We start from the raw sequence: 22947 nt of genomic DNA, 5'->3' as shown, positions 1-22947 counted from the left end.
TGAACAGGTTCTTAGCGCGCCAGGTTTTCCAGAATGCGGCGGTAGATATTTTTCAGCGGCTCGATATCGGCCACGGCCACGCACTCGTCGATCTTGTGGATGGTGGCGTTCGATGGACCGATCTCGATGACTTCCGGGCAGATATCGGCGACAAAGCGGCCGTCGCTGGTGCCGCCAGTGGTCGACAAGGTGGTCTCCAGCCCCACTTCGTCGCGGATGGCTTGCTGCACGGCCGTCACCAGCACGCCGGGTGTGGTCAGGAAGGGCTTGCCGCCCAGGGTCCACTTCAGGTCGTACTCAAGCGCATGGCGCTCCAAGGTGGACTTGACGCGGGCCTTGAGGTTCTCGGCCGTCGATTCGGTGCTGAAGCGGAAGTTGAAGTCCACCACCATCTGGCCCGGGATCACATTGCCCGCGCCAGTGCCCGCATGGATATTGCTCATCTGGAAGCTGGTGGGCGGGAAGAAGGCATTGCCCTCGTCCCACAGGGTGCTGGCCAGTTCACCCAGCGCGCCCAGCCCCTGGTGGATGGGGTTGCGGGCCAGCTGCGGGTAGGCGATATGGCCTTGCACGCCATGGACGGTGAGCTTGCCCGTCAGGCTGCCGCGCCGGCCGTTCTTGACCATGTCGCCGAGCTTTTGCACGGCGGTGGGTTCGCCCACCAGGCAGTAGTCCAGCACCTGGCCGCGCTGGCGCAGCTGCTCGACGACGACGGCGGTGCCGTCCACGCTCGGGCCTTCTTCGTCACTGGTCAGCAAGAGCGCGATATCCAGCGGCGCTGCAGCGTTCTGGGCGACAAACTCCTCGGCGGCCACGACAAAGGCAGCGATGGAGGTCTTCATGTCGCTGGCACCGCGCCCGTAGAGCTTGCCATCGCGGTGCGAAGGGGTGAAGGGGTGCGAGTTCCACTGCTCCAGCGGGCCGGTGGGCACCACATCGGTGTGGCCGACAAAGACCACGGTCTTGGCTCCCGCCACGCCGCTGCGGCGCAGTGCCCAGAGGTTGCTCACCCGAAAACTGTCGGGGCCGCTGTCCATGCGCTCGCAGGCAAAACCCAGCGGCTGGAGCAGGTCGGAAACCATGTCCAGACAGCCTTCGTCATTGGGCGTCACGGAAGGACGGGCGATCAGTTGCTCGGTCAGTTGCAGGGTGCGGGACATGGCGTCAAAGAAAGTGGGCGGGGAGGTCAACAACAATGCGGCCCGCAGGCCGCATTCAGGGCATATGGCCACGGCGTCGTGGCGTGCTGCCCGGGGGCAACGGCCGCTATCTTACTCTTGGTTCACATCAAGCACGATTTCGGTGAACGAGGCCGCGTCGTCGAGCTCGGGTTTGGCCGCGACCTGGGCCTTGGCGGCATTGGCCGCCATCTGGAAGTCGTTCTGCAGCCGCCACATCAGGTTGGTTGGCGAGTCGGAGTTGGCAAGGCCTTCCTCGCGGCTGATCTTGCCGCTGTGGATGAGCGCGGCCAGTGCGCCTTCAAAGGTGACCGAGCCTTCGGCCATGGACTTTTCCATCGCCTCGCGCACGGCCGAGAAGTTGCCTTGCTCGATCATCTCGCCCACCAGCTTGGTGTTGAGCATCACCTCGATGGCAGCGGTGCGTTTGCCCGAGACCGTCTTGACCAGACGCTGCGAGACCACGGCGCGCAGCGCCGATGACAGGTCACCCAGCATCGTGGGGCGCACCTCGACCGGGTAGAAGCTCAGGATCCGGTTGAGCGCGTGGTAGCTGTTGTTGCCGTGCAAGGTGGCCAGGCACAGGTGGCCGGACTGCGCGTAGGCAATGGCCGCCGACATGGTCTCGCGGTCGCGGATTTCGCCAATCATGATCACATCGGGCGCCTGGCGCAGCGCGTTCTTCAGCGCGGTCTGCAGTGAGGCGGTGTCGCTGCCCACCTCGCGCTGGTTGATGATCGAGCGCCGGTTGGAAAACTGGTACTCGATCGGGTCTTCCACCGTCAGGATATGGCCGCTTTGCTGGCCGTTGCGGTGGTCGATCATTGCGGCGAGCGACGTGCTCTTGCCCGAGCCGGTGGCGCCGACAAACAGCACCAGGCCGCGCCGGGCCATGATGAGGTCCTGGAAGATCTCGGGCAGCTCCAGCTGCTCCAGGCTGGGGATGTCCTGGGGCACATAGCGGATGACCACGGCGCAGCTGCCGCGCTGGTGCATGGCGCTGACGCGGAAACGGCCCACGCCTTCGAGCGGCACGCCAATGTTGAGCTCCCCGGTTTCGTCCAGCTCTTCGATGCGCTCGGGCGGCACGATCTCGGCGAGCAGGGTACGCGGCGCATCCGGTGTCAAGGTCTGGTTGTTGAGGGGGATGCATTCGCCCTGGATCTTGACCAGCGCAGGCGCATTGGCTGACAGATAGACATCCGAGGCCTTGTTGTCTGCCATCAGGCGCAAGATTCGCTCCATGGTTCCCATGTCCGTTCCCTCCAGTAATTTGTGCAGAGATTGTAGGCTTAGCTACGCAGTCAATAAACGATGTTGCGCCCGCGCTGCAACCCAACCGCAAGCCAAACGGCCACAAAAAAGCCCTGCAGCGCAAAGCTTGCAGGGCTGATGGGTTGCCTGGCGAGGGTTATACAGAGAATCCCTGGGCGGCAGATCAGTCGCGCAGCAGGTCGTTGATGCTGGTCTTGGCGCGGGTCTCGGGCGTCACTTGCTTGACGATCACCGCGCAGTACAGGCTGTGGCTGCCGTCCTTGGCAGGCATGGAGCCGCTGACCACCACCGAACCCGAAGGAACGCGGCCATAAGTGACTTCGCCGGTCATGCGGTTATAGATCTTCGTGGACTGGCTGATGTACACGCCCATCGAGATGACCGAGTTTTCTTCGACGATCACGCCTTCGACGATTTCGGAGCGGGCGCCGATGAAGCAGTTGTCTTCAATGATGGTGGGGTTGGCTTGCAGCGGTTCGAGCACGCCGCCCAGGCCCACGCCGCCCGAGAGGTGGACGTTCTTGCCCACTTGTGCGCAGGAGCCCACGGTGGCCCAGGTGTCAACCATGGTGCCTTCGCCCACATAGGCGCCAATGTTCACGTAGGAAGGCATCAGGATGGCGCCCTTGGCCACATAGCTGCCGCGGCGGGCCACAGCGGGCGGCACCACGCGCACGCCGGTGGCGGCGATATCGGCTTCGGACATGCCCGCGTACTTGGTGGGCACTTTGTCGTAGAAGTTCAGGTCGCCGGCTTGCACCAGCGCGTTGTCCTTCAAGCGGAACGACAGCAACACGGCCTTCTTGATCCACTGGTGCACGGTCCACTGGCCCACGCCGTCACGGGTGGCCACACGCAACTCGCCCTGGTCCAGGGCGTTGATCACATGGTCGACCGCATCGACGATTTCTTTGGGAGCCGAGGCAGGCGAGAGCGTCGTGCGGGCTTCCCAGGCGGATTCGATGATGGTTTGCAGTTGTTGCGTCATGGTTTAGGCTTTTTTCCAGGATTGAATGAATTGGGCAATGCGCTGAGCGGCTTCCAGGCATTCGGCCGTCTGGGCCACCAGGGCCATGCGGATGCGGCCGGCGCCTGGGTTGCTGCCGTTGAAGTCACGGGCCAGATAGCTGCCTGGCAGAACCGTGACATTGTATTGGGCATAGAGTTCGCGTGCGAACTCGGTGTCGGACAAGCCCATCTCTGGAGGCACGCCGGCCCAGAGGTAGAAGCTGGCATCGGGCAACTGCACGTCCATCACGGCCGACAGCACGGGCGTGACTTCGGCAAACTTGCGGCGGTATTGCTCGCGGTTGTCTTCGACATGGCGCTCATCACCCCAGGCCGCAATGCTGGCCGCCTGCACCGGCGGGCTCATCGCGCCGCCCTGGTAGGTGCGGTAGAGCGTGAAGGCCTTGATCAGCTCGGCGTCGCCCGCGACAAAACCGCTGCGCAGGCCCGGCACATTGCTGCGCTTGGACAGGCTGGTGAACGAGACCAGGCGGCGGAAATCGCTGCGGCCCAGTTGCGCTGCTGCCTGCATGCCGCCCAGTGGTGGCTCGTCGCGGAAGTAGATTTCGCTGTAGCACTCGTCAGACGCAATGACAAAGCCATAGCGGTCGGACAGCTCAAACAGCTTTTTCCACTCGTCAAGCGGCATCACGGCGCCGGTGGGGTTGCCCGGCGAGCAGACAAAGATCAGCTGGGTGCGCTGCCAGATGTCCTCGGGCACGCTGGCCCAGTCGACGGCAAAGTTCTTGCTGGCGATGCTGGGCACGTAGTAGGGCGTGGCGCCCGCGAGCAGGGCCGCGCCTTCGTAGATCTGGTAGAAGGGGTTGGGGCAGAGCACGACCGGGCCTGGCTTGCTGCTGTCGACCACCGTCTGCGTGAACGCAAACAGTGCCTCGCGGCTGCCATTGACGGGCAAGGTGTGCTTGTGTCCATCCACCTGCAGGCCGTAGCGCGTGGACAGCCAGGCAGCAAAGGCTTCGCGCAGTGCCGGCGTGCCAGCGGTGGCCGGGTAGACCGACAGGCCGGCCAGGTTGTCCGAGAGCGCCTGCTCGATGAAGGCGGGCGTGGGGTGGCGGGGCTCACCGATACCCAGGCTGATGGGCGACTGGTCTGCGGGCGGCGTGACACCGGCAAACAACTGGCGCAGGCGCTCAAACGGGTAGGGCTGCAGTTTCTGGAGCAAGGGGTTCATAAGCCAGCCATTATGGTGCAGCGGCGCTTGTTTTTTTGCGCCGTTCTGTCATGCCCGGTAGGGGCTTGGCGGCCTTTGTCGGCTACCCAGCGCCGCGCAGCCATTAAGACGAGTGGTTGCCGCCTTGTTGCTGCTTGGCTTTGGCCAAAATGGCGGCCAGGATTGCCTTTTTGTCGGCAGCGGCCGGCGCGGCCAGGTTGGCCTTGCTGGCCGCGGTATTTTGCGATGCTGCTGCGCTGACGGCAGCAGCCTGGGCCGCCTGGGCGCTGAGGGCTGCAGGGGCAGCGTGCGGCGTGCCCGCTGGGCTGGCAGTTGGACTGGGCACCTGCGTGCGGTTGGTGCCGTGCAGGCGCTGCTGGTGCCTGTTGTAGCGCAGCCGGGCCTCATCGGCTTGCGCCGGGCTCCAGGCGGCCCAGCCGGTGGCCTCGCCGCTGGCGTTGTCCAGTTCAATGCAATCGACCGGGCAGACCGGCAGGCACAGCTCGCAGCCGGTGCAGGCCTCGGCAATGACGGTGTGCATGCGCTTGTTCGCGCCCAGGATGGCATCGGTCGGGCAGGCCTTGATGCACAAGGTGCAGCCGATGCACCAGTTCTCATCGATGCGGGCGACAACGCGCACGGCTTCGAGGCCGTTGTGCGGGTTCAGCGGCAGCGCAGGCCGGCCGGTGATGGCCGCCAGCCGCGCCACGCCTTCCTGGCCGCCAGGCGGGCATTGGTTGATCGCGGCCTCGCCCTGGGCAATGGCCTGGGCATAGTGGCGGCAGTCGGGGTAGCCGCAGCGCGTGCATTGGGTCTGCGGCAGGGCCGCATCAATGGCGCCAATGAAAACAGCCAGCGCTGAGGCTGGCTGGTCGCTGGTTTTGTGGGTATCGATCACACCGTGTGCAAAGTATTCTGCTTGGAAGTGGCCGATTTTACGCTGCCTGCAGGGCGATCCTCGATGCGGTTGTTGGCGAGGATGAAGTCCTTGAGCATCGGGTAGACCATGGTGCGCCAGCGCTTGCCGCTGAAGATGCCGTAGTGCCCCGCGCCCTTGACTTCAAAGTGCCGGGTGTCGACCGCCTTGAGGCCGGTGCACAGGTCATGCGCGGCCTGGGTCTGGCCCGAGCCAGAGATGTCATCAAGCTCGCCCTCGACCGTCAGCAGCGCGCTGTGGCGGATGTCCTGGGGCTTGACCAGCTCCAGATTGCCTTCGGGCGAGCGCACCTCCCAGGTGCCCTTGACCAGCGCAAAGTCCTGGAACACGGTCTTGATGGTTTCCAGGTAGTAGGCCGCATCCATGTCGAGCACGGCGTTGTACTCGTCGTAGAACTTGCGGTGGTGTTCGGCGCTGTCTTCGTTGCCCTTGAGCAGGTCCTTGAAGTAGTCGTAATGGCTCATCGCATGGCGGTCAGGGTTCATGCTGACAAAGCCCATGTGCTGCAAAAAGCCGGGGTAGACCAGGCGGCCGGCACCGGGAAAGTTGCCGGGCACCGGATGGATCACGTTCGACTCGAACCACTGCAGATCGTGCGTGGTGGCCAGGTTGTTCACCGTGGTGGGCGATTTGCGCGCATCGATGGGGCCACCCATCATGGTCATCGACAGCGGGGTCTTCTCGCCGCGGCTGGCCATCAGCGAGACGGCGGCGAGCACCGGCACCGTGGGCTGGCAGACGCTCACCACATGGCAGTTGCCGTAGATGCCCTGGATGTGGCGGATGAATTCCTGCACATAGTTGACATAGTCATCGAGGTGGAAGATGCCCTCGGTCTGCGGCACCAGGCGCGCATTGGTCCAGTCGGTGATATAGACCTTGTGGTCGGCCAGCATCGTGCGCACCGTCTCGCGCAGCAGGGTGGCGTAGTGGCCCGACAGCGGGGCCACCACCAGCACCACGGGCTGCTGCTTCATCGCCGCCAGGCTGGTCTGGTCGTCCGAGAAGCGCTTGAAGCGGCGCAGCTCGCAAAAGGGCTTGGTCAGCTCCACGCGCTCGTGGATCGCGATCTCATGGCCGTTGGCCTCGATGGTGGTGATGCCAAAGGCGGGCTTTTCATAGTCCTTGCCCAGCCGGTAGAACAGATCAAAGCCCGCCGAGGCGCGCTGGGCGGTGTTCGTCTGGCTGATCGGCCACAGCGGATTGCTCAGCATCTTCGAGGTGGCGTGGGCGTATTCTGCAAAGGGCTCCATCAGGGCCCGCTGGGTTTCATACAGTTGGTACAGCATCAAAACTCCGTGATTGTTGCATCGCAATATAGCAGCAGCGCGCGTCAGAAAGCATGGCCAGCCATGCTCGTAAACACGGGGAGGGTGCTGGCGCTGGGTTCTGCGCCGCTGCCCACTGTGTGCTACACCGGCCTGCCACCCGCATGGCCGCTGCAATGCAGCCACTCGGATGGGCGTAGTTACAAAGATTGATTTTAACTAATGACTGAGGGTCTTGCTAGACTATTGCTCTGGCCCCATGCCCGCGCTTGCCCTGGGTAGACAGGGCCTGTAGATCAGGGCAGGACGCTATGGCCGCTCAGTCTTCGCTGGTGGTGCTGTTGGCGGGCTGGCGCTGCAACCATTCCTCAAAGGCCTCACGCGCAGAGTTGCGCAGCGTTTTGCGAAAGCGCTGCTTGTCCTCCAGGTAAAGGCAGTGGCGCATCACCGTGAAGGGGTTGAAGCTGCTGGACGGGTAGCGGTGCTGGAAATCGGCCTTGTAGTGGCGCACGGTGGTGACATGCTTTTGCACCACGGCAAACAGCCAGCCGGCGTGGCGCACGGCAAAGTCATGCAGCAACTCGTCCAGGAAGAACTCCACCTTCTGCGGGTCAAACTCATAGCCGGGGAAGTGCTTGTGGCCAAAGGCGACAAAGCTGAAGGCATCGAGCGGCTCGTTGTGGTCGCCCAGTCCATCGCCCAGGGGGCCGTCGACCTCGTCCTCGGCGCGCGAGAGCGCCAGCGCCTGGCTGGTCTCATTGCGGATCTGCAAGAACTCGCGGTCGGCCAGTTCAAACAGCGCCGACAGAATGTTGATGCGGCGTTTGAGGTTGGTCGGGATGGACTTCTTGTACTTGATCTTGTGGTCCAGCTCGCTCCAGGAGTCCTGGATGATGGTGCGGATCTGCAGCTCGAAGGCCTGGTCGGCATAGGCCTGGTGCTCGGTCAGCTGTGCCTGCTGCTGGTTGAGCCGCAGGTCCATATGGATGCCCTTGTAGCCAAACTCGGACTCCGAGTCTTCCATCGGTGAGGTCTTGTCGGTGATCTCGATCACATCGAAATATTCGCGCACCCGGGACATGATGGCCGGTGGCTCGTCCTCATAGAGGCAGACCACGCGCACGCCGATCAGGTCGGTGATGTAGTCCTCGATGGCATAGTCCTCGGACTGGTCCTCGACAAAGTTTCGGTACTTGCGCTTGAACTTGCGCACGCATTCGTCAGCGGTCTTCACCCGGCACTCGAACTTGGCGATGTTGACGCCCTCGAGGTTGCTCAAGATGGCGTGGATCAGCGCATTGAACGAGGCCGCCGCAGCCTTGAGGGTGGGCAACTGGGCGGCGTAGAAATCCAGGAATTCCTGTTTGCGGGATTCAAAATCGCGAGCGGGCATGGGGCAGGGCAGCAAAGAAGGGGCAGGCGCCACGCGCCCGCCAAAAGAAGAAGTTACTTGGCGCTATTGTCTACCTCTGTGGTGTCGCTGATGTGGGCCTGGGGTGCAAAAAGATCCCAGACCGCGATGAACAGCGCGGCAATCAGTGGCCCGATGACAAAGCCGGTAAGCCCGAACAGCGACAGCCCGCCCAGGGTGGAGATGAGGATCAGGTAGTCGGGCATCTTGGTGTCCTTGCCCACCAGGAGCGGGCGCAGCACGTTGTCGACCATGCCCATGATGGCGGCGCCATAGGCGGCCAGCACAATGCCTTCGGTGGTGGAGCCGGTGGCAATGTAATAAATAGCAACTGGCGCCCAGACAATGGCTGCACCCACGGCCGGCAACAGCGACAAAAAGGCCATCACCACGCCCCACAGCAGCGAGGCCTCGATGCCCAGAATCCAGAAGATGATGCCGCCCAGCGCGCCCTGGGTGGCAGCCACGGCCAGGTTGCCCTTGACCGTGGCGCGCACCACGGTGATGAACTTGGCGCCCAGCTTTTTCTTGTGCGCGTCATCGAGCGGCGTGGCGGCCAGGATCTTGCGGATCAAGGTCTTGCCGTCGCGCAGGAAGAAGAACAACAGGTAGAGCATGATGCAAAAGCTCACCAAAAAGCCCATGGTGTTCTGGCCGATGGTCAGCACCTTGGTCGCCACATACTGGCTCGCCTGCACCGAGATGCCGGAGATCTTCTCCTGGATCACCTTGGGGTCGTTCAGGTTGAAGCGGGTCAGCAGGTCCAGCACCCACTGGGGCATGGCGTTGTAGATCTGCTGGAAGTACTGGCCGAAATTCATCTCGCCCGAGTGCACGCTCTCGTAGATGGTGGCCGCCTCCTTGGCCAGCGAGATCGACAGCAGGATCAGCGGCAGGATCACCAGCACCAGGCACAGCACCAGCGTAATCAGGGCCGCAATAGTCGGGTATTTGGGGAGGCGGACCAGGATTTTTTTGTGTAGAGGCGTAAACACAACAGCGAGGATCACGGCCCAGAAAACGGCCCCCTGAAAGGGGAAAAGCACGGCAAAAAAGGCAATGGTGACGCCTATTAGCAGCAAGATGAATGCTTTGTCGTGAAGAGAGTGGTTGTTGAACATCAAGCGCATCGGTGTGAATGGATAGCGCAAATGTATCTGCTTCCGGCATAAACCTACGCTATTTCGGGCACCCATCTGCTGGGGCCAAGGCCATCGAAGGACAAGCCCAGGCGGAAGTGGCACAATACCCGTTGTTCGGCCCTTCCCAGCCACAGTCGCATCCGCCAATCGGTTCAGCCGTGTCGCGGAAGGTTGTTTATATGCACCAGCTAATGCTTTCCAGAGGAAAGCGGAGGTCAGCGGAGAAAATGAGCGATACGAATTCTGTGTATCAAGCCTACCAAGGCAACACCTATCTCTTCGGCGGCAATGCCCCGTATGTCGAAGAGATGTATGAGAACTATCTGGATAACCCAGGCAGCGTACCAGACACCTGGCGCGCTTACTTTGATGCACTGCAAAACGTCCCCGCATTGGACGGCAGCAACGCCAAGGACGTCCCTCATCTTCCCGTCGTCAACGCCTTTGCCGAGCGCGCCAAACAAGGCGTGACCAAGGTGGTGGTAGCGTCTGGTGCTGATTCGGAACTGGGCCGCAAGCGCACCGCCGTGCAGCAGCTGATTGCCGCTTACCGCAATGTGGGCGCACGCTGGGCCGATCTGGACCCGCTGAAGCGCCAAGAACGCCCCGAAATTCCTGAGCTCGATCCAGCCTTCTATGGCTTTACCGATGCGGACCAGGAAACCGTGTTCAACATCAGCAACACGTTCTTCGGCAAGGAATCGATGACCTTGCGCGAGCTGCTCAATGCACTGCGCGAGACCTATTGCGGCACGTTGGGCGCGGAGTACATGTACACCGCCGAGCAAAACCAGAAGCGTTGGTGGCAGCAAAAGCTCGAGAGCATTCGCAGCAAGCCCGCCTTCAACGCCGACCAGAAAAAGCGCATTCTTGACCGCCTGACCGCGGCCGAAGGCCTGGAGCGTTTCCTGCACACCAAGTATGTGGGTCAGAAGCGCTTCTCGCTCGAAGGCGGCGAGTCCTTTATCGTCGCGATGGACCAGCTGATCAATGCCGCTGGCGTGACCGGCGTGCAGGAAATCGTCATCGGCATGGCCCACCGTGGCCGCCTGAACGTGCTGGTCAACACCCTCGGCAAGATGCCCAAGGACCTGTTTGCCGAGTTCGACCACACCGCCCCTGAAGAGCTGACCGCCGGTGACGTGAAGTACCACCAGGGCTTTAGCTCCGATGTGTCGACCACTGGCGGCCCGGTGCACCTGTCGCTGGCCTTCAATCCCTCGCACCTGGAAATCGTCAACCCCGTGGTTGAAGGCTCGGTGCGCTCGCGCATGGACCGCCGCAACGACCCGCAGGGCAAGCAAGTGCTGCCGGTGCTGGTGCACGGTGACGCGGCCTTTGCCGGCCAGGGCGTGAACCAGGAAACGCTGGCGCTGTCCGAAACCCGTGGCTACACCACGGGCGGCACGGTGCACATCATCATCAACAACCAGATTGGTTTCACGACCTCCGATCCTCGCGATCTGCGCTCGACCACGTATTGCACGGACATCGTCAAGATGATCGATTCGCCCGTGCTGCACGTCAACGGTGACGATCCCGAAGCGGTGGCACTGGCCATGCAGATGGCTTTGGACTTCCGTATGGAATTCTCCAAGGACATCGTGGTGGACATCATCTGCTACCGCAAGCTCGGTCACAACGAGCAGGACACGCCTGCACTGACCCAGCCGCTGATGTACAAGAAGATTGCCCAGCACCCCGGCACGCGCAAGCTGTACGCCGACAAGCTGGCCACGCAAGGGCTGGGCGAGACGCTGGGCGACGACATGGTCAAGGCCTACCGCGCGGCCATGGATGCGGGCAAGCACACGGTCGACCCGGTGCTGACCAACTTCAAGAGCCAGTACGCGGTGGATTGGAGCCCCTTCCTCAAGCAGAAGTGGACCGACAGCGCCGACACCGCCATTCCCGTGGCCGAGTGGAAGCGTCTGGCCGAGCGCGTCACGACCCTGCCGGAGTCGGTGAACCCGCACCAGCTGGTCAAGAAGGTCTATGACGACCGCGCAGCGATGGGCCGTGGCGACATCAACGTGGACTGGGGCATGGGTGAGACCATGGCCTACGCCTCGCTGGTGGCCTCGGGTTACCCCATCCGCCTGTCGGGCGAAGACAGCGGCCGCGGCACCTTTACCCACCGCCACTCGGTCGTGCACGACCAAAAGCGTGAGAAGTGGGACGAGGGCACCTACATCCCTCTGCAGAACGTCGCTGACAACCAGGCGCCGTTCACCGTGATCGACTCCATCCTGTCCGAAGAGGCCGTGCTGGGCTTCGAATATGGCTACGCCTCCAACGATCCCAACACCCTGGTGATCTGGGAAGCGCAGTTCGGCGACTTCGCCAACGGCGCGCAAGTGGTGATCGACCAGTTCATCGCCTCCGGTGAAGTCAAGTGGGGCCGTATCAACGGTCTGACCTTGATGCTGCCACACGGCTACGAAGGCCAGGGCCCCGAGCACAGCTCGGCACGCCTGGAGCGCTTCATGCAGCTGTCGGCGGACCAGAACATGCAAGTGACCCAGCCGACCACGGCTGCGCAGATCTTCCACTTGCTGCGTCGCCAGATGGTGCGTCCGCTGCGCAAGCCGCTGATCATCATGACGCCCAAGTCGCTGCTGCGTAACAAGGACGCAACCTCGCCCGTGTCGGAATTCACCTCCGGTGGCTTCCAGACCGTGATCGGTGAGCGCGATGAGGCCATCGTTGCCAAGGCCGACAAGGTCAAGCGCGTGATCGCCTGCTCGGGCAAGGTCTACTACGACCTGGTCAAGAAGCGCACCGAAGAAGGCAGCACCGATGTGGCCATCATCCGTATCGAGCAGCTCTATCCGTTCCCCCACAAGGCTTTTGCCGCTGAACTCAAGAAGTACAGCGCCGCCAAGGAAGTGGTGTGGTGCCAGGACGAGCCGCAAAACCAGGGTGCATGGTTCTTCGTGCAGCACTACATCCACGAGAACATGCTCGACGGCCAAAAGCTGGGCTACTCCGGCCGTGCCGCCTCGGCATCGCCTGCCGTGGGCTATTCGCACCTGCACCAAGAGCAGCAAAAGGCGCTGGTCGAAGGCGCATTCGGCAAGCTCAAGGGCTTTGTGCTGACCAAGTAAGCACGACCTCAGCATTTAACGAATACAGAAAGAATTGTTATGGCAATCGTAGAAGTCAAAGTCCCCCAGCTGTCCGAGTCGGTCGCTGAAGCCACCATGCTCACCTGGAAGAAGAAGGCCGGTGAAGCTGTTGCTGTCGACGAAATCCTGATCGAGATCGAAACCGACAAGGTCGTGCTCGAAGTGCCAGCGCCTGCCGCTGGTGTGCTGACCGAGATCGTGCAAGGCGACGGCGCGACCGTTATCGCTGACCAGCTGATCGCCAAGATCGATACCGAAGCCGTGGCCGGCGCCGCTGCAGCCCCCGCTGCCGCAGCACCTGCGCCAGCTGCTGCCGCTCCCGCCCCCGCTTCTGCGCCTGCAGCTGCCGGTGGCAACAAGGGCGATGTGGCGATGCCAGCTGCAGCCAAGCTGCTGGCGGACAACAACCTGGCAGTCGGCGCTGTGGCCGGCTCGGGCAAGGACGGCCGCGTCACCAAGGGTGATGTGCTGGCCGCTGTGGCCGGTGGCGTCAAGTCCACCGCCGCCGTGATACCCACCGGCGCACCGACCAAGTCGCTGCCCCAGGTGGCGTCGCCCGCCGCTGCCCAAGACCTGGGCGAGCGTCCAGAGCAGCGCGTGCCGATGAGCCGTCTGCGTGCCCGTATCGCCGAGCGTCTGCTGCAGTCGCAGTCGACCAACGCGATCCTGACCACGTTCAACGAAGTGAACATGGCGCCCGTGATGGCGCTGCGCAAGAAGTTCCAGGACGACTTCACCAAGGAACACGGCGTCAAGCTCGGCTTCATGTCCTTCTTCGTGAAGGCGGCCGTGCATGCACTCAAGAAGTACCCCGTGCTGAACGCGTCGGTCGATGGCACCGACATCATCTACCACGGCTACTTCGACATCGGTATCGCCGTGGGCTCGCCACGCGGTCTGGTGGTGCCCATCCTGCGCAATGCAGACCAGATGAGCTTTGCCGACATCGAAAAGAAGATCGCCGAATTCGGCAAGAAGGCTGCTGACGGCAAGCTGGGCATCGAAGACATGACCGGCGGCACGTTCTCCATCTCCAACGGTGGCACCTTCGGCTCGATGATGTCGACCCCGATCATCAACCCGCCCCAATCGGCCATCCTGGGCGTGCACGCGACCAAGGACCGCGCTGTGGTCGAAAACGGCCAGGTGGTGGTGCGTCCGATGAACTACTTCGCGATGTCCTACGACCACCGCATCATCGACGGCCGCGAAGCCGTGCTGGGTCTGGTGGCGATGAAGGATGCGCTGGAAGATCCATCGCGTCTGCTGTTCGACCTGTAATCGGGTCGCCGGGCAGTGATGCTACGCGTTCTGGTGGCTGCAGCGTCCGCACTTGTGCTGGGCGCCTGCGGGACGTTGTCCCGTCCTGCAGCGCAGGATGTCGCCACGCAAAGCTGGAGCGGTGACTATCGCTTCCAGTGGGCAGCAGGCACCCAGGCTGCGCGCCGGGGTCTGCCTGCCCCATCACAGGTTCGCATCCGCCCGGTCACCTCCGCCAAGGAGGTGCCCGGCGCGAAGGCGGACGGCAATGGCCCGCAATGGGCCATTTCGTTTGTCGGCGAGCCCGGCGCGCCGCTGCCGCTCATCCCCTTCAAGGCCCAGGGCTATGAAGAGATGGGCTGGGCGGTGATGCGCGCTGGCGGCAAGATTGCATGCCTGGAGTCCGGCTCCTTCATGTTCGTCTGCCGCACCCATCCCGGCACCACCTTGTCGTTTGGTCGTCAAAACGACGAGCAACTGACCACCAAAACGGGCCTCTTCGGTGTGGCATTGCACCAGGGCAGTTTTGAACTAACACCATTGGATTAATCATGAGCAAGCAATTTGATGTCGTCGTGATCGGCGGCGGCCCCGGCGGCTACGTAGCGGCCATCCGTGCAGCCCAGTTGGGCATGCAAGTGGCCTGTATCGACGAGTGGAAGAACGCCGCTGGCGGCCCAGCCCTGGGCGGCACCTGCACCAACGTGGGCTGCATTCCCTCGAAGGCCCTGCTGCAGTCGTCCGAGCATTTCGAGCATGCCAACCTGCACTTTGCAGACCACGGCATCTCGACTGGCAAGGTCACGATGGATGTGGCCAAGATGATTGCCCGCAAGGACACCGTCGTCAAGCAAAACAACGACGGCATCCAGTACCTGTTCAAGAAGAACAAGGTCACCTTCTTCCACGGCCGTGGCTCCTTCGTGAAGGCCGCTGATGGCGGCTACGAAATCAAGGTCGCGGGCAAGGACGAAGAATCCATCACCGGCAAGCAGATCATTGTTGCCACTGGCTCCAATGCCCGCGCTCTGCCTGGCGTGCCTTTCGACGAAGACAAGATTCTGTCGAACGACGGCGCACTGCGCCTGGGCGCTGCGCCCAAGAAGCTGGCGCTGATCGGTGCTGGCGTGATCGGCCTGGAAATGGGCTCGGTCTGGCGCCGTCTGGGCACCGAAGTGACGGTGCTCGAAGGCATGGACAAGTTCCTGCCCGCCATCGACGAGCAAATCGCCAAGGAAGCCAAGAAGTCCTTTGACAAGCAAGGTCTGAAGATCGAGCTGGGCGTGAAGGTTGGCGATATCAAGGCCGACAAAAAGGGCGTGCAGATCAGCTACACCAATGCCAAGGGTGAAGCCCAGCAGCTGGACGTGGACCGCCTGATCGTGTCCATCGGCCGCGTGGCCAACACCATCGGCCTGAACCCCGAAGCCGTGGGCCTGGCCCTGGACGAGCGTGGTGCCATCGTCGTGGACGAGAACTGCAAGACCAACCTGCCTGGCGTCTGGGCAGTGGGCGACGTCGTGCGTGGCCCGATGCTGGCCCACAAGGCCGAGGAAGAGGGCGTTGCCGTGGCCGAGCGCATTGCGGGCCAGCACGGCCATGTGAACTTTGCGACCATTCCATGGGTGATCTACACCAGCCCCGAAATCGCATGGGTGGGCCGCACCGAGCAGCAGCTCAAGGCCGACGGCGTCGCTTACAAGGCTGGCACCTTCCCGTTCCTGGCCAATGGCCGCGCACGTGCGCTGGGCGATACCACCGGTATGGTCAAGTTCCTGGCCGATGCCACGACCGACGAAATCCTGGGCGTGCACATGGTCGGCCCGATGGTTTCGGAGCTGATCTCCGAAGCCGTGGTGGCGATGGAGTTCAAGGCATCGAGCGAAGACATCGCCCGTATCTGCCACGCCCACCCATCGCTGTCGGAAGCGACCAAGGAAGCGGCCCTGGCCGTGGACAAGCGCACCCTGAACTTCTGATCCTGAAGTTTTAGGCGAAAATGGCCTCTGGTGCAGATTGGTTCTGCGCCAGAGGCTATGTCATTTATAGCAACAAGAGATTGAGACACCCATGGGTACAGCGGTAAGAGATGCATACGAGGCCGAACTCAAGGCCAAGGGTTTTCAAAGTGATCCTGCACAGATGCGTGCGGTGGACGCCTTGCAGCGCTGTGCCGACGAGTGGGAGCAGTACAAGAACAAGCGCTCCAACCCTATCAAGAAGCTGATCAACCACCCCGACATTCCGCGCGGGGTGTACATGTATGGCGGGGTGGGGCGCGGCAAGAGCTTCATCATGGATTGCTTCTTCAACGCCGTGCCGCTGCGCCGCAAGGTGCGTTTGCATTTCCATGAGTTCATGCGCGAGGTGCAGCGCGAGCTGACCCTGCTCAAGGGCACGCAGGACCCGCTCGATGTGCTGGGCGCCAAGATCGCCAAGAAGTACAAGCTGATCTGCTTTGACGAGTTCCATGTGGCGGACATCACCGATGCGATGATCCTCTACCGCTTGCTGCTGGCCCTGTTCAACAACGGCGTGGGCTTTGTCACCACCTCCAACTTCACGCCCGATGGCCTCTACCCCGATGGCCTGCACCGCGACCGCATTCTGCCGGCCATCGACCTGCTCAACGCGCGCATGGATGTGATCAATGTCGACAACGGCACCGACTACCGCCGCCGCGCGCTGGAGCTGGCCCAGCTCTACCATTGCCCGCTGGGCCCTGAGGCGGATGCAGCGATGGAGCAGACCTTTGGCCAGTTGGCCGAGGTGCCTGACGAAAAACCAGTCTTCAAAATTGAGTCGCGCGAGCTCAAGCCGCGCCGCCGCGCAGGGGGCGTGATCTGGTTCGATTTCCATGAACTGTGCGTCAACCCGCGCTCGCAAAATGACTACCTGGAGCTGGCCACCCAGTTCCACACCGTGCTGCTGTCCAATGTGCCGCAGATGTTCGTCAACATGGCCTCGCCCGCACGCCGCTTTACCTGGCTGGTCGATGTGCTCTATGACCGCCGGGTCAAGCTCATCATGTCGGCCGCCGTGCCGCCCGAGCAGCTCTACACCGAAGGGCCGCTGTCCCATGAGTTTCCGCGCACCGTCTCGCGCCTCAACGAGATGCAGTCGCAGGAGTATTTGTCGCTGGAGCGACGCGTGGTCGATACCGCGCTGACCTGAGAAGAGAGGGCCCCTATGCCTCGTTTGAACACTGTCACCGTGCTGGTGCTGCTGGCTGCCACCGGCCTGGCCCATGCGGCCTCCGGCAAAACCTCGAATGCGCAGGAGCGCACGCAGGCGCGTGCCCAGATCACGCTGGAGCGCAAGGACAGCGAAGCGCGCCTGGCCAACAACGAAAAGATCTGCTACCAGCACTTTGCGGTGACCGACTGCCTGCAGAAGGTGCGCCGCCAGTACAACACCGAAGAGCGCGCGCTGCGCCAGCGCGAGCTGGCCATCAATGCGCAGGAACGCGACGAGAAAACCGCCAACCAGCGCGATGCCCGCGCCAACAAGCAAAACGATTTTGAGCGCAAGCACCCGCCGCTCGATGGCGGCGCGCTGAGCCAGCCCGATCTGGAGCAGCGCCAGAAAGAGCACGACGAGCAGGCGGCCCAGCGCAGCAGCCATGCGCCCAAGCGCAATGCCCAGAGCATTGCCGAGCAGCAGCAGCGCCGCGAGCAGGATGCCGCCCGCCGTGCCACCAGCCAGGCTGGCAAGGTGGACAGCAAGCAGCGCACGCTGCAGCGCCACAACGAAGACCGGGCGGACAGCATCAGCGAGGCCCAAGAGGAATACGATGCCAAGCAAGAGGCTGCGCAGCGCAAGCTCGAAGCCCATGAAAAGCGCATGAAGGAGCAGGAAGGCAAGCGCAAGGCGGCGCCACTGCCCGTGCCCCAGTAAACCGCTGGAAGACTACGCATCACGCGCCAGGGGCCCTTGCACAGGCTGCCCTGGTGCTGCGGTTGCGACCAAACCCTATAATGGAAGATTCGCGCCCGCACCGCTTCAGGGGAAGTGGGCAGGCGCCACCACTGCATCACACCATGAGTACACCCACTTTTTCCGTCGCTGAGATCCGCAAGACCTTCTTGGACTTTTTCGCGTCCAAGGGGCACACCATTGTTCCGTCCAGCCCGCTGGTGCCGGGCAACGATCCGACGCTGATGTTCACCAACTCCGGCATGGTGCAGTTCAAGGATGTGTTTCTGGGCACGGACAAGCGCCCCTACACCCGGGCAACGAGCGTGCAGACCTGCCTGCGTGCCGGTGGCAAGCACAACGACCTGGAAAACGTGGGCTATACCGCGCGCCACCACACCTTCTTCGAGATGCTGGGCAACTGGTCCTTTGGCGACTACTTCAAGCGCGAATCGCTCAAGTGGGCCTGGGAGCTGCTCACCGAGGTCTACAAGCTGCCGGCCGAGAAGCTGCTGGCCACCGTCTATGAAGAGGACGACGAGGCCTACGACATCTGGACCAAGGAGATCGGCCTGCCCCCAGAGCGCGTGATCCGCATTGGCGACAACAAGGGCGGCCGCTACAAGAGCGACAACTTCTGGATGATGGCCGACACGGGCCCTTGCGGCCCTTGCTCGGAAATCTTCTACGACCACGGCCCGCATATTGCCGGCGGCCCTCCAGGCTCGCCCGATGAAGACGGTGACCGTTTCATCGAAATCTGGAACAACGTGTTCATGCAGTTCGACATGGCCGAAGACGGCTCGGTCAAGCCGCTGCCAGCCCCCTGCGTCGATACCGGCATGGGCCTGGAACGCCTGGCTGCCATCTTGCAGCATGTGCACAGCAACTACGAGATCGACCTGTTCCAGGCGCTGATCAAGGCCGCTGCACGCGAGACCCATATCGACGATCTGGAAACCCCCTCGCTGAAGGTGATTGCCGACCACATCCGCGCGACCGCCTTCCTGGTGGCCGATGGCGTGATCCCGTCGAATGAAGGCCGCGGCTATGTGCAGCGCCGCATCATCCGCCGCGCCATCCGCCACGGCTACAAGCTGGGCCAGAAGACCCCCTTCTTCCACAAGCTGGTCAAGGACCTGGTCGCCGTGATGGGCGATGCCTATCCCAAGATTCGCGAGCAGGAAGCGCGCATCACCGAGGTGCTCAAGGTCGAGGAAGAGCGCTTCTTCGAGACCCTGGCCCATGGCATGGACATCCTGGACAGCGCACTGGCCGGTGGCGCCAAGGTGCTGCCCGGTGATGTGGCCTTCAAGCTGCATGACACCTACGGCTTTCCGCTGGACCTGTCCAACGACGTGGCGCGCGAACGCGGCCTGAGCGTGGACGAGGCGGGCTTCCATGCCGCGATGGAGCAGCAAAAGAGCCAGGCCCGCGCAGCGGGCAAGTTCAAGATGGACCGCGCACTGGAATACACCGGCGCGGCCAATGCCTTCACCGGTTACACGCAGCTGAGCGAGGCCGCCAAGGTCGTGGCGTTGTATGTCGATGGCAGCAGCGTCAACGCGATCAACGCTGGCCAGACGGCCGTGGTTGTGCTGGACACCACCCCGTTCTACGCCGAGTCGGGTGGCCAGGTGGGCGACCAGGGCGTGATTTCGGCCGGTGCCAACCGCTTTGTCGTGGAAGACACCTTGAAGATCAAGGCCGATGTGTTTGGCCACCACGGCCAGCTCGCTGCGGGCAGCCTCAAGGTGGGCGATGCGGTGCAAGCCGAGGTCGATACCGCCTTGCGCGCCGCCACCATGCGTAACCACTCGGTCACCCACATCATGCACAAGGCGCTGCGTGAAGTGCTGGGCGACCATGTGCAGCAAAAGGGCAGCCTGGTCAATGCGGAACGCACCCGCTTTGACTTTGCCCACAACAGCCCGGTGACCGATGCGCAAAAGCGCGAGATCGAAAAGCGCGTGAATGCCGAGATCCTGGCGAACACCGAAACCGGCGCGCGCGTGATGGACATCGAGAGCGCACAAAAGACCGGCGCGATGATGCTGTTTGGTGAAAAGTACGGCGAGACCGTGCGCGTGCTGGACATTGGATCGAGCCGGGAACTCTGCGGTGGCACCCATGTGCAGCGCACCGGTGACATTGGCCTGTTCAAGGTCGTCGCCGAAGGCGGCGTGGCCGCTGGCGTGCGCCGTATCGAAGCGGTGACCGGCGAGAACGCGCTGGCCTACCTGCAGTCGCTCGAATCGACCGTGGACGAAGCCGCTGCCACCTTGAAGGCCCCAGTGGCTGAGCTGAACCACCGCATCGGTGGTGCGCTCAACCAGATCAAGGCGCTGGAGAAGGAACTGGCCCAGCTCAAGGGCAAGCTGGCGTCGAGCCAGGGCGATGAGCTGGCCGGCCAGGCGGTGGACGTCAAGGGCATCAAGGTGCTGGCTGCCACCCTGGATGGCGCCGATGCGAAAGCGCTGCGCGACACCATGGACAAGCTCAAGGACAAGCTGGGCACCGCTGCCATCGTGTTGGCGGCTATCGACGGCGACAAGGTACAGCTGGCCGCAGGCGTGACCAAGGACAGTATTGGCAAGGTCAAGGCCGGTGAACTGGTGAACTTTGTCGCCCAGCAAGTGGGCGGCAAGGGCGGCGGCAAGCCCGACATGGCGATGGCTGGCGGCACCAACCCAGCGGGCCTGGCGCAAGCGCTGGCGGGCGTTCAGGCCTGGGTGGCCGAGCGGGTCTGATAGCCCCTTAAGCCGCTTCGCATCCCCCAACGAGCCTCCTGCAATGCAGGGGGCTTTTTTGCGTACGCACAGCAGCCAGCACTTCGCCACTCTGACCATTTCGCATGGCGGTACGTAGTCGCACTTAACGAAATTGACCTGTCCGCATGAGAAGATCGCCGCGCTTTGAAATTAACGCGAGACAGAAAGGTGACTATGTCGGTGCAATTGGAAGAGAGCCGCTCGGCGCGGTTTGCGATGCGGTGTGCGGCCTGGGCCGAGAAGTGGTTTCCCGATTCCTGGGTGTTTGCGGTCGTGGGGATTGCGATTGTGGTGGCAGCGGCCCTGGCCATTGGTGTGCCGGTGCAAGAGACGAGCAAGGCTTTTGGCAAGGGCTTTTGGAGCCTGATCCCGTTCACGATGCAAATGGCCTTTGTGGTGATTGGCGGCTATGTGGTGGCCAGCTCCAAGCCCGCGTCGCGCCTGATTGAAGCGCTGGCCAAGGTGCCTGGCAATGGCCGCAGTGCGGTGGCCTGGGTGGCGCTGATCTCGATGGTGGCCTCGCTCCTCAACTGGGGCTTGAGCCTGGTGTTTGGCGGCCTGCTGGTCAAGGCGCTGGCCCGCCGCACCGACCTGAAAATGGACTACCGGGCCGCCGGCGCTGCGGCCTACCTGGGCCTGGGTGCCGTCTGGGCGCTGGGCATTTCCTCGTCGGCCGCGCAGCTGCAGGCCAACCCGGCCAGCCTGCCGCCGTCGATCCTGGCGATTACTGGTGTGATCCCGTTTACCGAGACGATTTTCCTGTGGCAATCGGGCGTGATGCTGCTGGCCCTGGTGCTGATCTCGCTGGTGATTGCCTATGTGACGGCCCCGGGCGCTGCCAACGCCAAGGATGCTGCCGCCTGCCAGGTGGACATCAGCGCCGAGGCGCAGCCGGTGACCAAGCCCACGCGGCCCGGTGAATGGCTGGAGCACAGCCCGCTGCTGATCATTTTTCTGGTGCTGCTGGCAGTCGGCTGGATGGTCGAAGAGTTCTCCAGCAAGCCGGCGATCCAGGCGATCTCGGGCCTCAACACCTACAACCTGATTTTTCTGATGGTGGGCGCGCTGCTGCACTGACGCCCGCGCAGCTTTTTGGATGCGGTCGCGCGCGCCGTGCCCACCACCACCGGTGTGCTGATCCAGTTCCCGCTGTATGGCTCGATTGCTGCGATCATGACCGAGGTCAAGGGCGTCGATGGCCACACCATTGCGCACTACATCTCGACCTTCTTCACCCAGATCGCCACGCATGACACCTATGCGCTGCTGATGGGCGTGTACTCGGCCATTCTGGGCTTTTTCATTCCGTCGGGCGGCGGCAAGTGGATCATCGAGGCGCCGTATGTGATGCAGGTGGCCAACGACCTGCAGTACCACCTGGGCTGGGCCGTGCAGATCTACAACGCCGCCGAGGCACTGCCCAATCTGATCAACCCCTTCTACATGCTGCCGCTGTTGGGCGTGCTGGGCCTCAAGGCGCGCGACCTGATCGGCTTTACCTTTGTGCAGCTGCTGGTGCACATCCCGGTGGTGCTGTTCCTGCTGTGGTTCCTGGGGCAGACCCTGGCCTATATTCCGCCCGTGATGCCCTGAGCATCGTTAGGTGGCAACCGGCCATGACCCGGGCGAGCTGCGGCTCGCCTTTTTGCTGACTTCGCTTACATGACCGGCAGCCATTTCGGGTTAACCTTGGCCCCCATCGAAGACAACAATGAGGACAGAGCAATGCAAAACACCACATGGAGCGGCGCTGCACTGGGCGCACTGGCACTGGCTTTGGCGGCCATCGCCCCCACCGCACAGGCGCAGTATGGGCGCGACGGCGAGGTGACCTGCGAGAGCCAGGACGGGCGCACGCGCGAATGCCGCACGCCGTTTCGCGATCCGGTGGTGAGCGAGACCTTGTCGAGCGCCTCTTGCGTCGAAGGCCGCAGCTGGGGCCACCGCGGTGGCGGCGTGGTCTGGGTGACCGATGGTTGCCGGGCCCGTTTTGCCGATAGCCGAGGCGGCGGCGGTGGCTGGGGTGGTGGCGGTGGCAGTAACCAGCTGGTGCGCTGCGAGAGCAACGACGGGCGCATGCGCGAATGCGCCATTCCGCGTGGCGCCAGGGTCGAGGTTGCCCGCCAGCTCTCCGACGCTCGCTGCGACGAGGGCCGCAGCTGGGGCCAACGCAGCGATATGGTCTGGGTCAGCCGCGGCTGCCGCGCCGATTTTGCCATCAGCAGCGGTTACGGTGGCGGCTACGGCGGCGGCCGGCCCAATCCTGGATATGGCCAGGGCCGGGAGCTGACCTGCAGCAGCGACGACCGCCGCGACAACAGCTGCGACTGGAATGCGCGCTGGGGCCGTCCGGTGCTGCTGGAGCAGTTGTCCAGCGACAGCTGCCGCGAAGGCTATACCTGGGGTTATGACGACCGCGCGCGCCGCATCTGGGTCACGCGCGGTTGCCGTGGGCGTTTTGGCAGCCGCTGAGCCAGGTAAAC

At 63.0% G+C, this 22947-nt stretch carries 16 protein-coding genes and 1 pseudogene; 9 read left to right on the top strand and 8 right to left on the bottom strand.

Translation table 11 applies throughout. From position 1 onward, the window contains the following. Window positions 1-11: 11 nt before the first annotated feature. The 8 genes from dapE to ACPEE1_RS13105 form a co-directional block, all read right to left on the bottom strand. Entirely contained in the window at window positions 12-1160 is a 1149-nt protein-coding gene (gene dapE / locus ACPEE1_RS13140; protein ID WP_182341145.1) for a succinyl-diaminopimelate desuccinylase, read from the bottom strand. Window positions 1161-1271: 111 nt separating this feature from the next. Beyond that, a complete protein-coding gene (locus ACPEE1_RS13135) occupies window positions 1272-2432 on the bottom strand; it encodes a PilT/PilU family type 4a pilus ATPase (protein ID WP_021028493.1) in 1161 nt (386 codons plus the stop codon). A gap of 184 nt (window positions 2433-2616) precedes the next feature. Next, entirely contained in the window at window positions 2617-3441 is an 825-nt protein-coding gene (gene dapD / locus ACPEE1_RS13130) for a 2,3,4,5-tetrahydropyridine-2,6-dicarboxylate N-succinyltransferase (protein WP_182341148.1), read from the bottom strand. A 3-nt stretch (window positions 3442-3444) separates the two neighbouring features. Continuing rightward, window positions 3445-4653: a succinyldiaminopimelate transaminase gene (dapC, locus tag ACPEE1_RS13125; protein WP_116925565.1), complete on the bottom strand. Its 1209-nt coding sequence runs from the start codon at window positions 4651-4653 to the stop codon at window positions 3445-3447. A 103-nt stretch (window positions 4654-4756) separates the two neighbouring features. Then, window positions 4757-5527 (bottom strand): RnfABCDGE type electron transport complex subunit B, encoded by a 771-nt coding sequence (locus tag ACPEE1_RS13120; RefSeq protein ID WP_182345681.1) that lies wholly within the window; start codon window positions 5525-5527, stop codon window positions 4757-4759. After that, window positions 5527-6858, bottom strand: coding sequence for a polyhydroxyalkanoate depolymerase (locus ACPEE1_RS13115; protein ID WP_116925567.1), 1332 nt, complete (start codon window positions 6856-6858; stop codon window positions 5527-5529). Before ACPEE1_RS13115 ends, ACPEE1_RS13120 begins: the two co-directional genes overlap by 1 nt. Before the next feature lie 298 nt (window positions 6859-7156). Beyond that, window positions 7157-8230: a GTP pyrophosphokinase gene (locus ACPEE1_RS13110; protein ID WP_182341151.1), complete on the bottom strand. Its 1074-nt coding sequence runs from the start codon at window positions 8228-8230 to the stop codon at window positions 7157-7159. A gap of 53 nt (window positions 8231-8283) precedes the next feature. Continuing rightward, on the bottom strand, window positions 8284-9369 hold the full coding sequence (locus tag ACPEE1_RS13105) for an AI-2E family transporter (protein WP_116925754.1): 1086 nt from the start codon (window positions 9367-9369) through the stop codon (window positions 8284-8286). A gap of 248 nt (window positions 9370-9617) precedes the next feature. Here ACPEE1_RS13105 and ACPEE1_RS13100 point away from each other — a divergent pair, with 248 nt between their 5' ends. The 9 genes and pseudogenes from ACPEE1_RS13100 to ACPEE1_RS13060 all read left to right on the top strand — a co-directional run bounded on the left by ACPEE1_RS13100 (window position 9618) and on the right by ACPEE1_RS13060 (window position 22936). Beyond that, window positions 9618-12497, top strand: a complete 2880-nt coding sequence (locus ACPEE1_RS13100; RefSeq protein WP_116925568.1) for a 2-oxoglutarate dehydrogenase E1 component — start codon at window positions 9618-9620, stop codon at window positions 12495-12497. Window positions 12498-12536: 39 nt separating this feature from the next. Then, window positions 12537-13799 carry a 2-oxoglutarate dehydrogenase complex dihydrolipoyllysine-residue succinyltransferase gene (gene odhB / locus ACPEE1_RS13095; RefSeq protein WP_116925569.1) on the top strand — a complete coding sequence of 421 codons (1263 nt, stop codon included), beginning with the start codon at window positions 12537-12539 and terminating at the stop codon, window positions 13797-13799. Between the two features lie 75 nt (window positions 13800-13874). Further along, window positions 13875-14327 carry a hypothetical protein gene (locus ACPEE1_RS13090; RefSeq protein ID WP_116925570.1) on the top strand — a complete coding sequence of 151 codons (453 nt, stop codon included), beginning with the start codon at window positions 13875-13877 and terminating at the stop codon, window positions 14325-14327. Window positions 14328-14329: 2 nt separating this feature from the next. Then, window positions 14330-15757: a dihydrolipoyl dehydrogenase gene (gene lpdA / locus ACPEE1_RS13085; protein WP_116925571.1), complete on the top strand. Its 1428-nt coding sequence runs from the start codon at window positions 14330-14332 to the stop codon at window positions 15755-15757. Between the two features lie 91 nt (window positions 15758-15848). Beyond that, window positions 15849-16952: a cell division protein ZapE gene (gene zapE / locus ACPEE1_RS13080; RefSeq protein WP_116925572.1), complete on the top strand. Its 1104-nt coding sequence runs from the start codon at window positions 15849-15851 to the stop codon at window positions 16950-16952. 15 nt (window positions 16953-16967) lie between these two features. Next, window positions 16968-17675, top strand: coding sequence for a hypothetical protein (locus ACPEE1_RS13075; RefSeq protein WP_182341153.1), 708 nt, complete (start codon window positions 16968-16970; stop codon window positions 17673-17675). A 143-nt stretch (window positions 17676-17818) separates the two neighbouring features. Continuing rightward, complete coding sequence (alaS, locus tag ACPEE1_RS13070; RefSeq protein WP_423933049.1) at window positions 17819-20443, top strand: alanine--tRNA ligase; 2625 nt, start codon at window positions 17819-17821, stop codon at window positions 20441-20443. Window positions 20444-20638: 195 nt separating this feature from the next. Then, window positions 20639-22057 (top strand): annotated as a pseudogene (locus ACPEE1_RS13065) (short-chain fatty acid transporter). Between the two features lie 132 nt (window positions 22058-22189). Beyond that, entirely contained in the window at window positions 22190-22936 is a 747-nt protein-coding gene (locus tag ACPEE1_RS13060; RefSeq protein ID WP_182341159.1) for a DUF3011 domain-containing protein, read from the top strand. The last annotated feature ends 11 nt before the right edge of the window (window positions 22937-22947 follow it).

Origin of the sequence: Comamonas sp. 23 (assembly GCF_049601575.1) — a bacterium.
GTDB classification, from domain to species: Bacteria; Pseudomonadota; Gammaproteobacteria; order Burkholderiales; family Burkholderiaceae_C; genus Comamonas; species Comamonas squillarum.
Note: the sequence above shows the minus strand (reverse complement) of the source record. Positions and strands in the feature narration are given on the sequence as shown.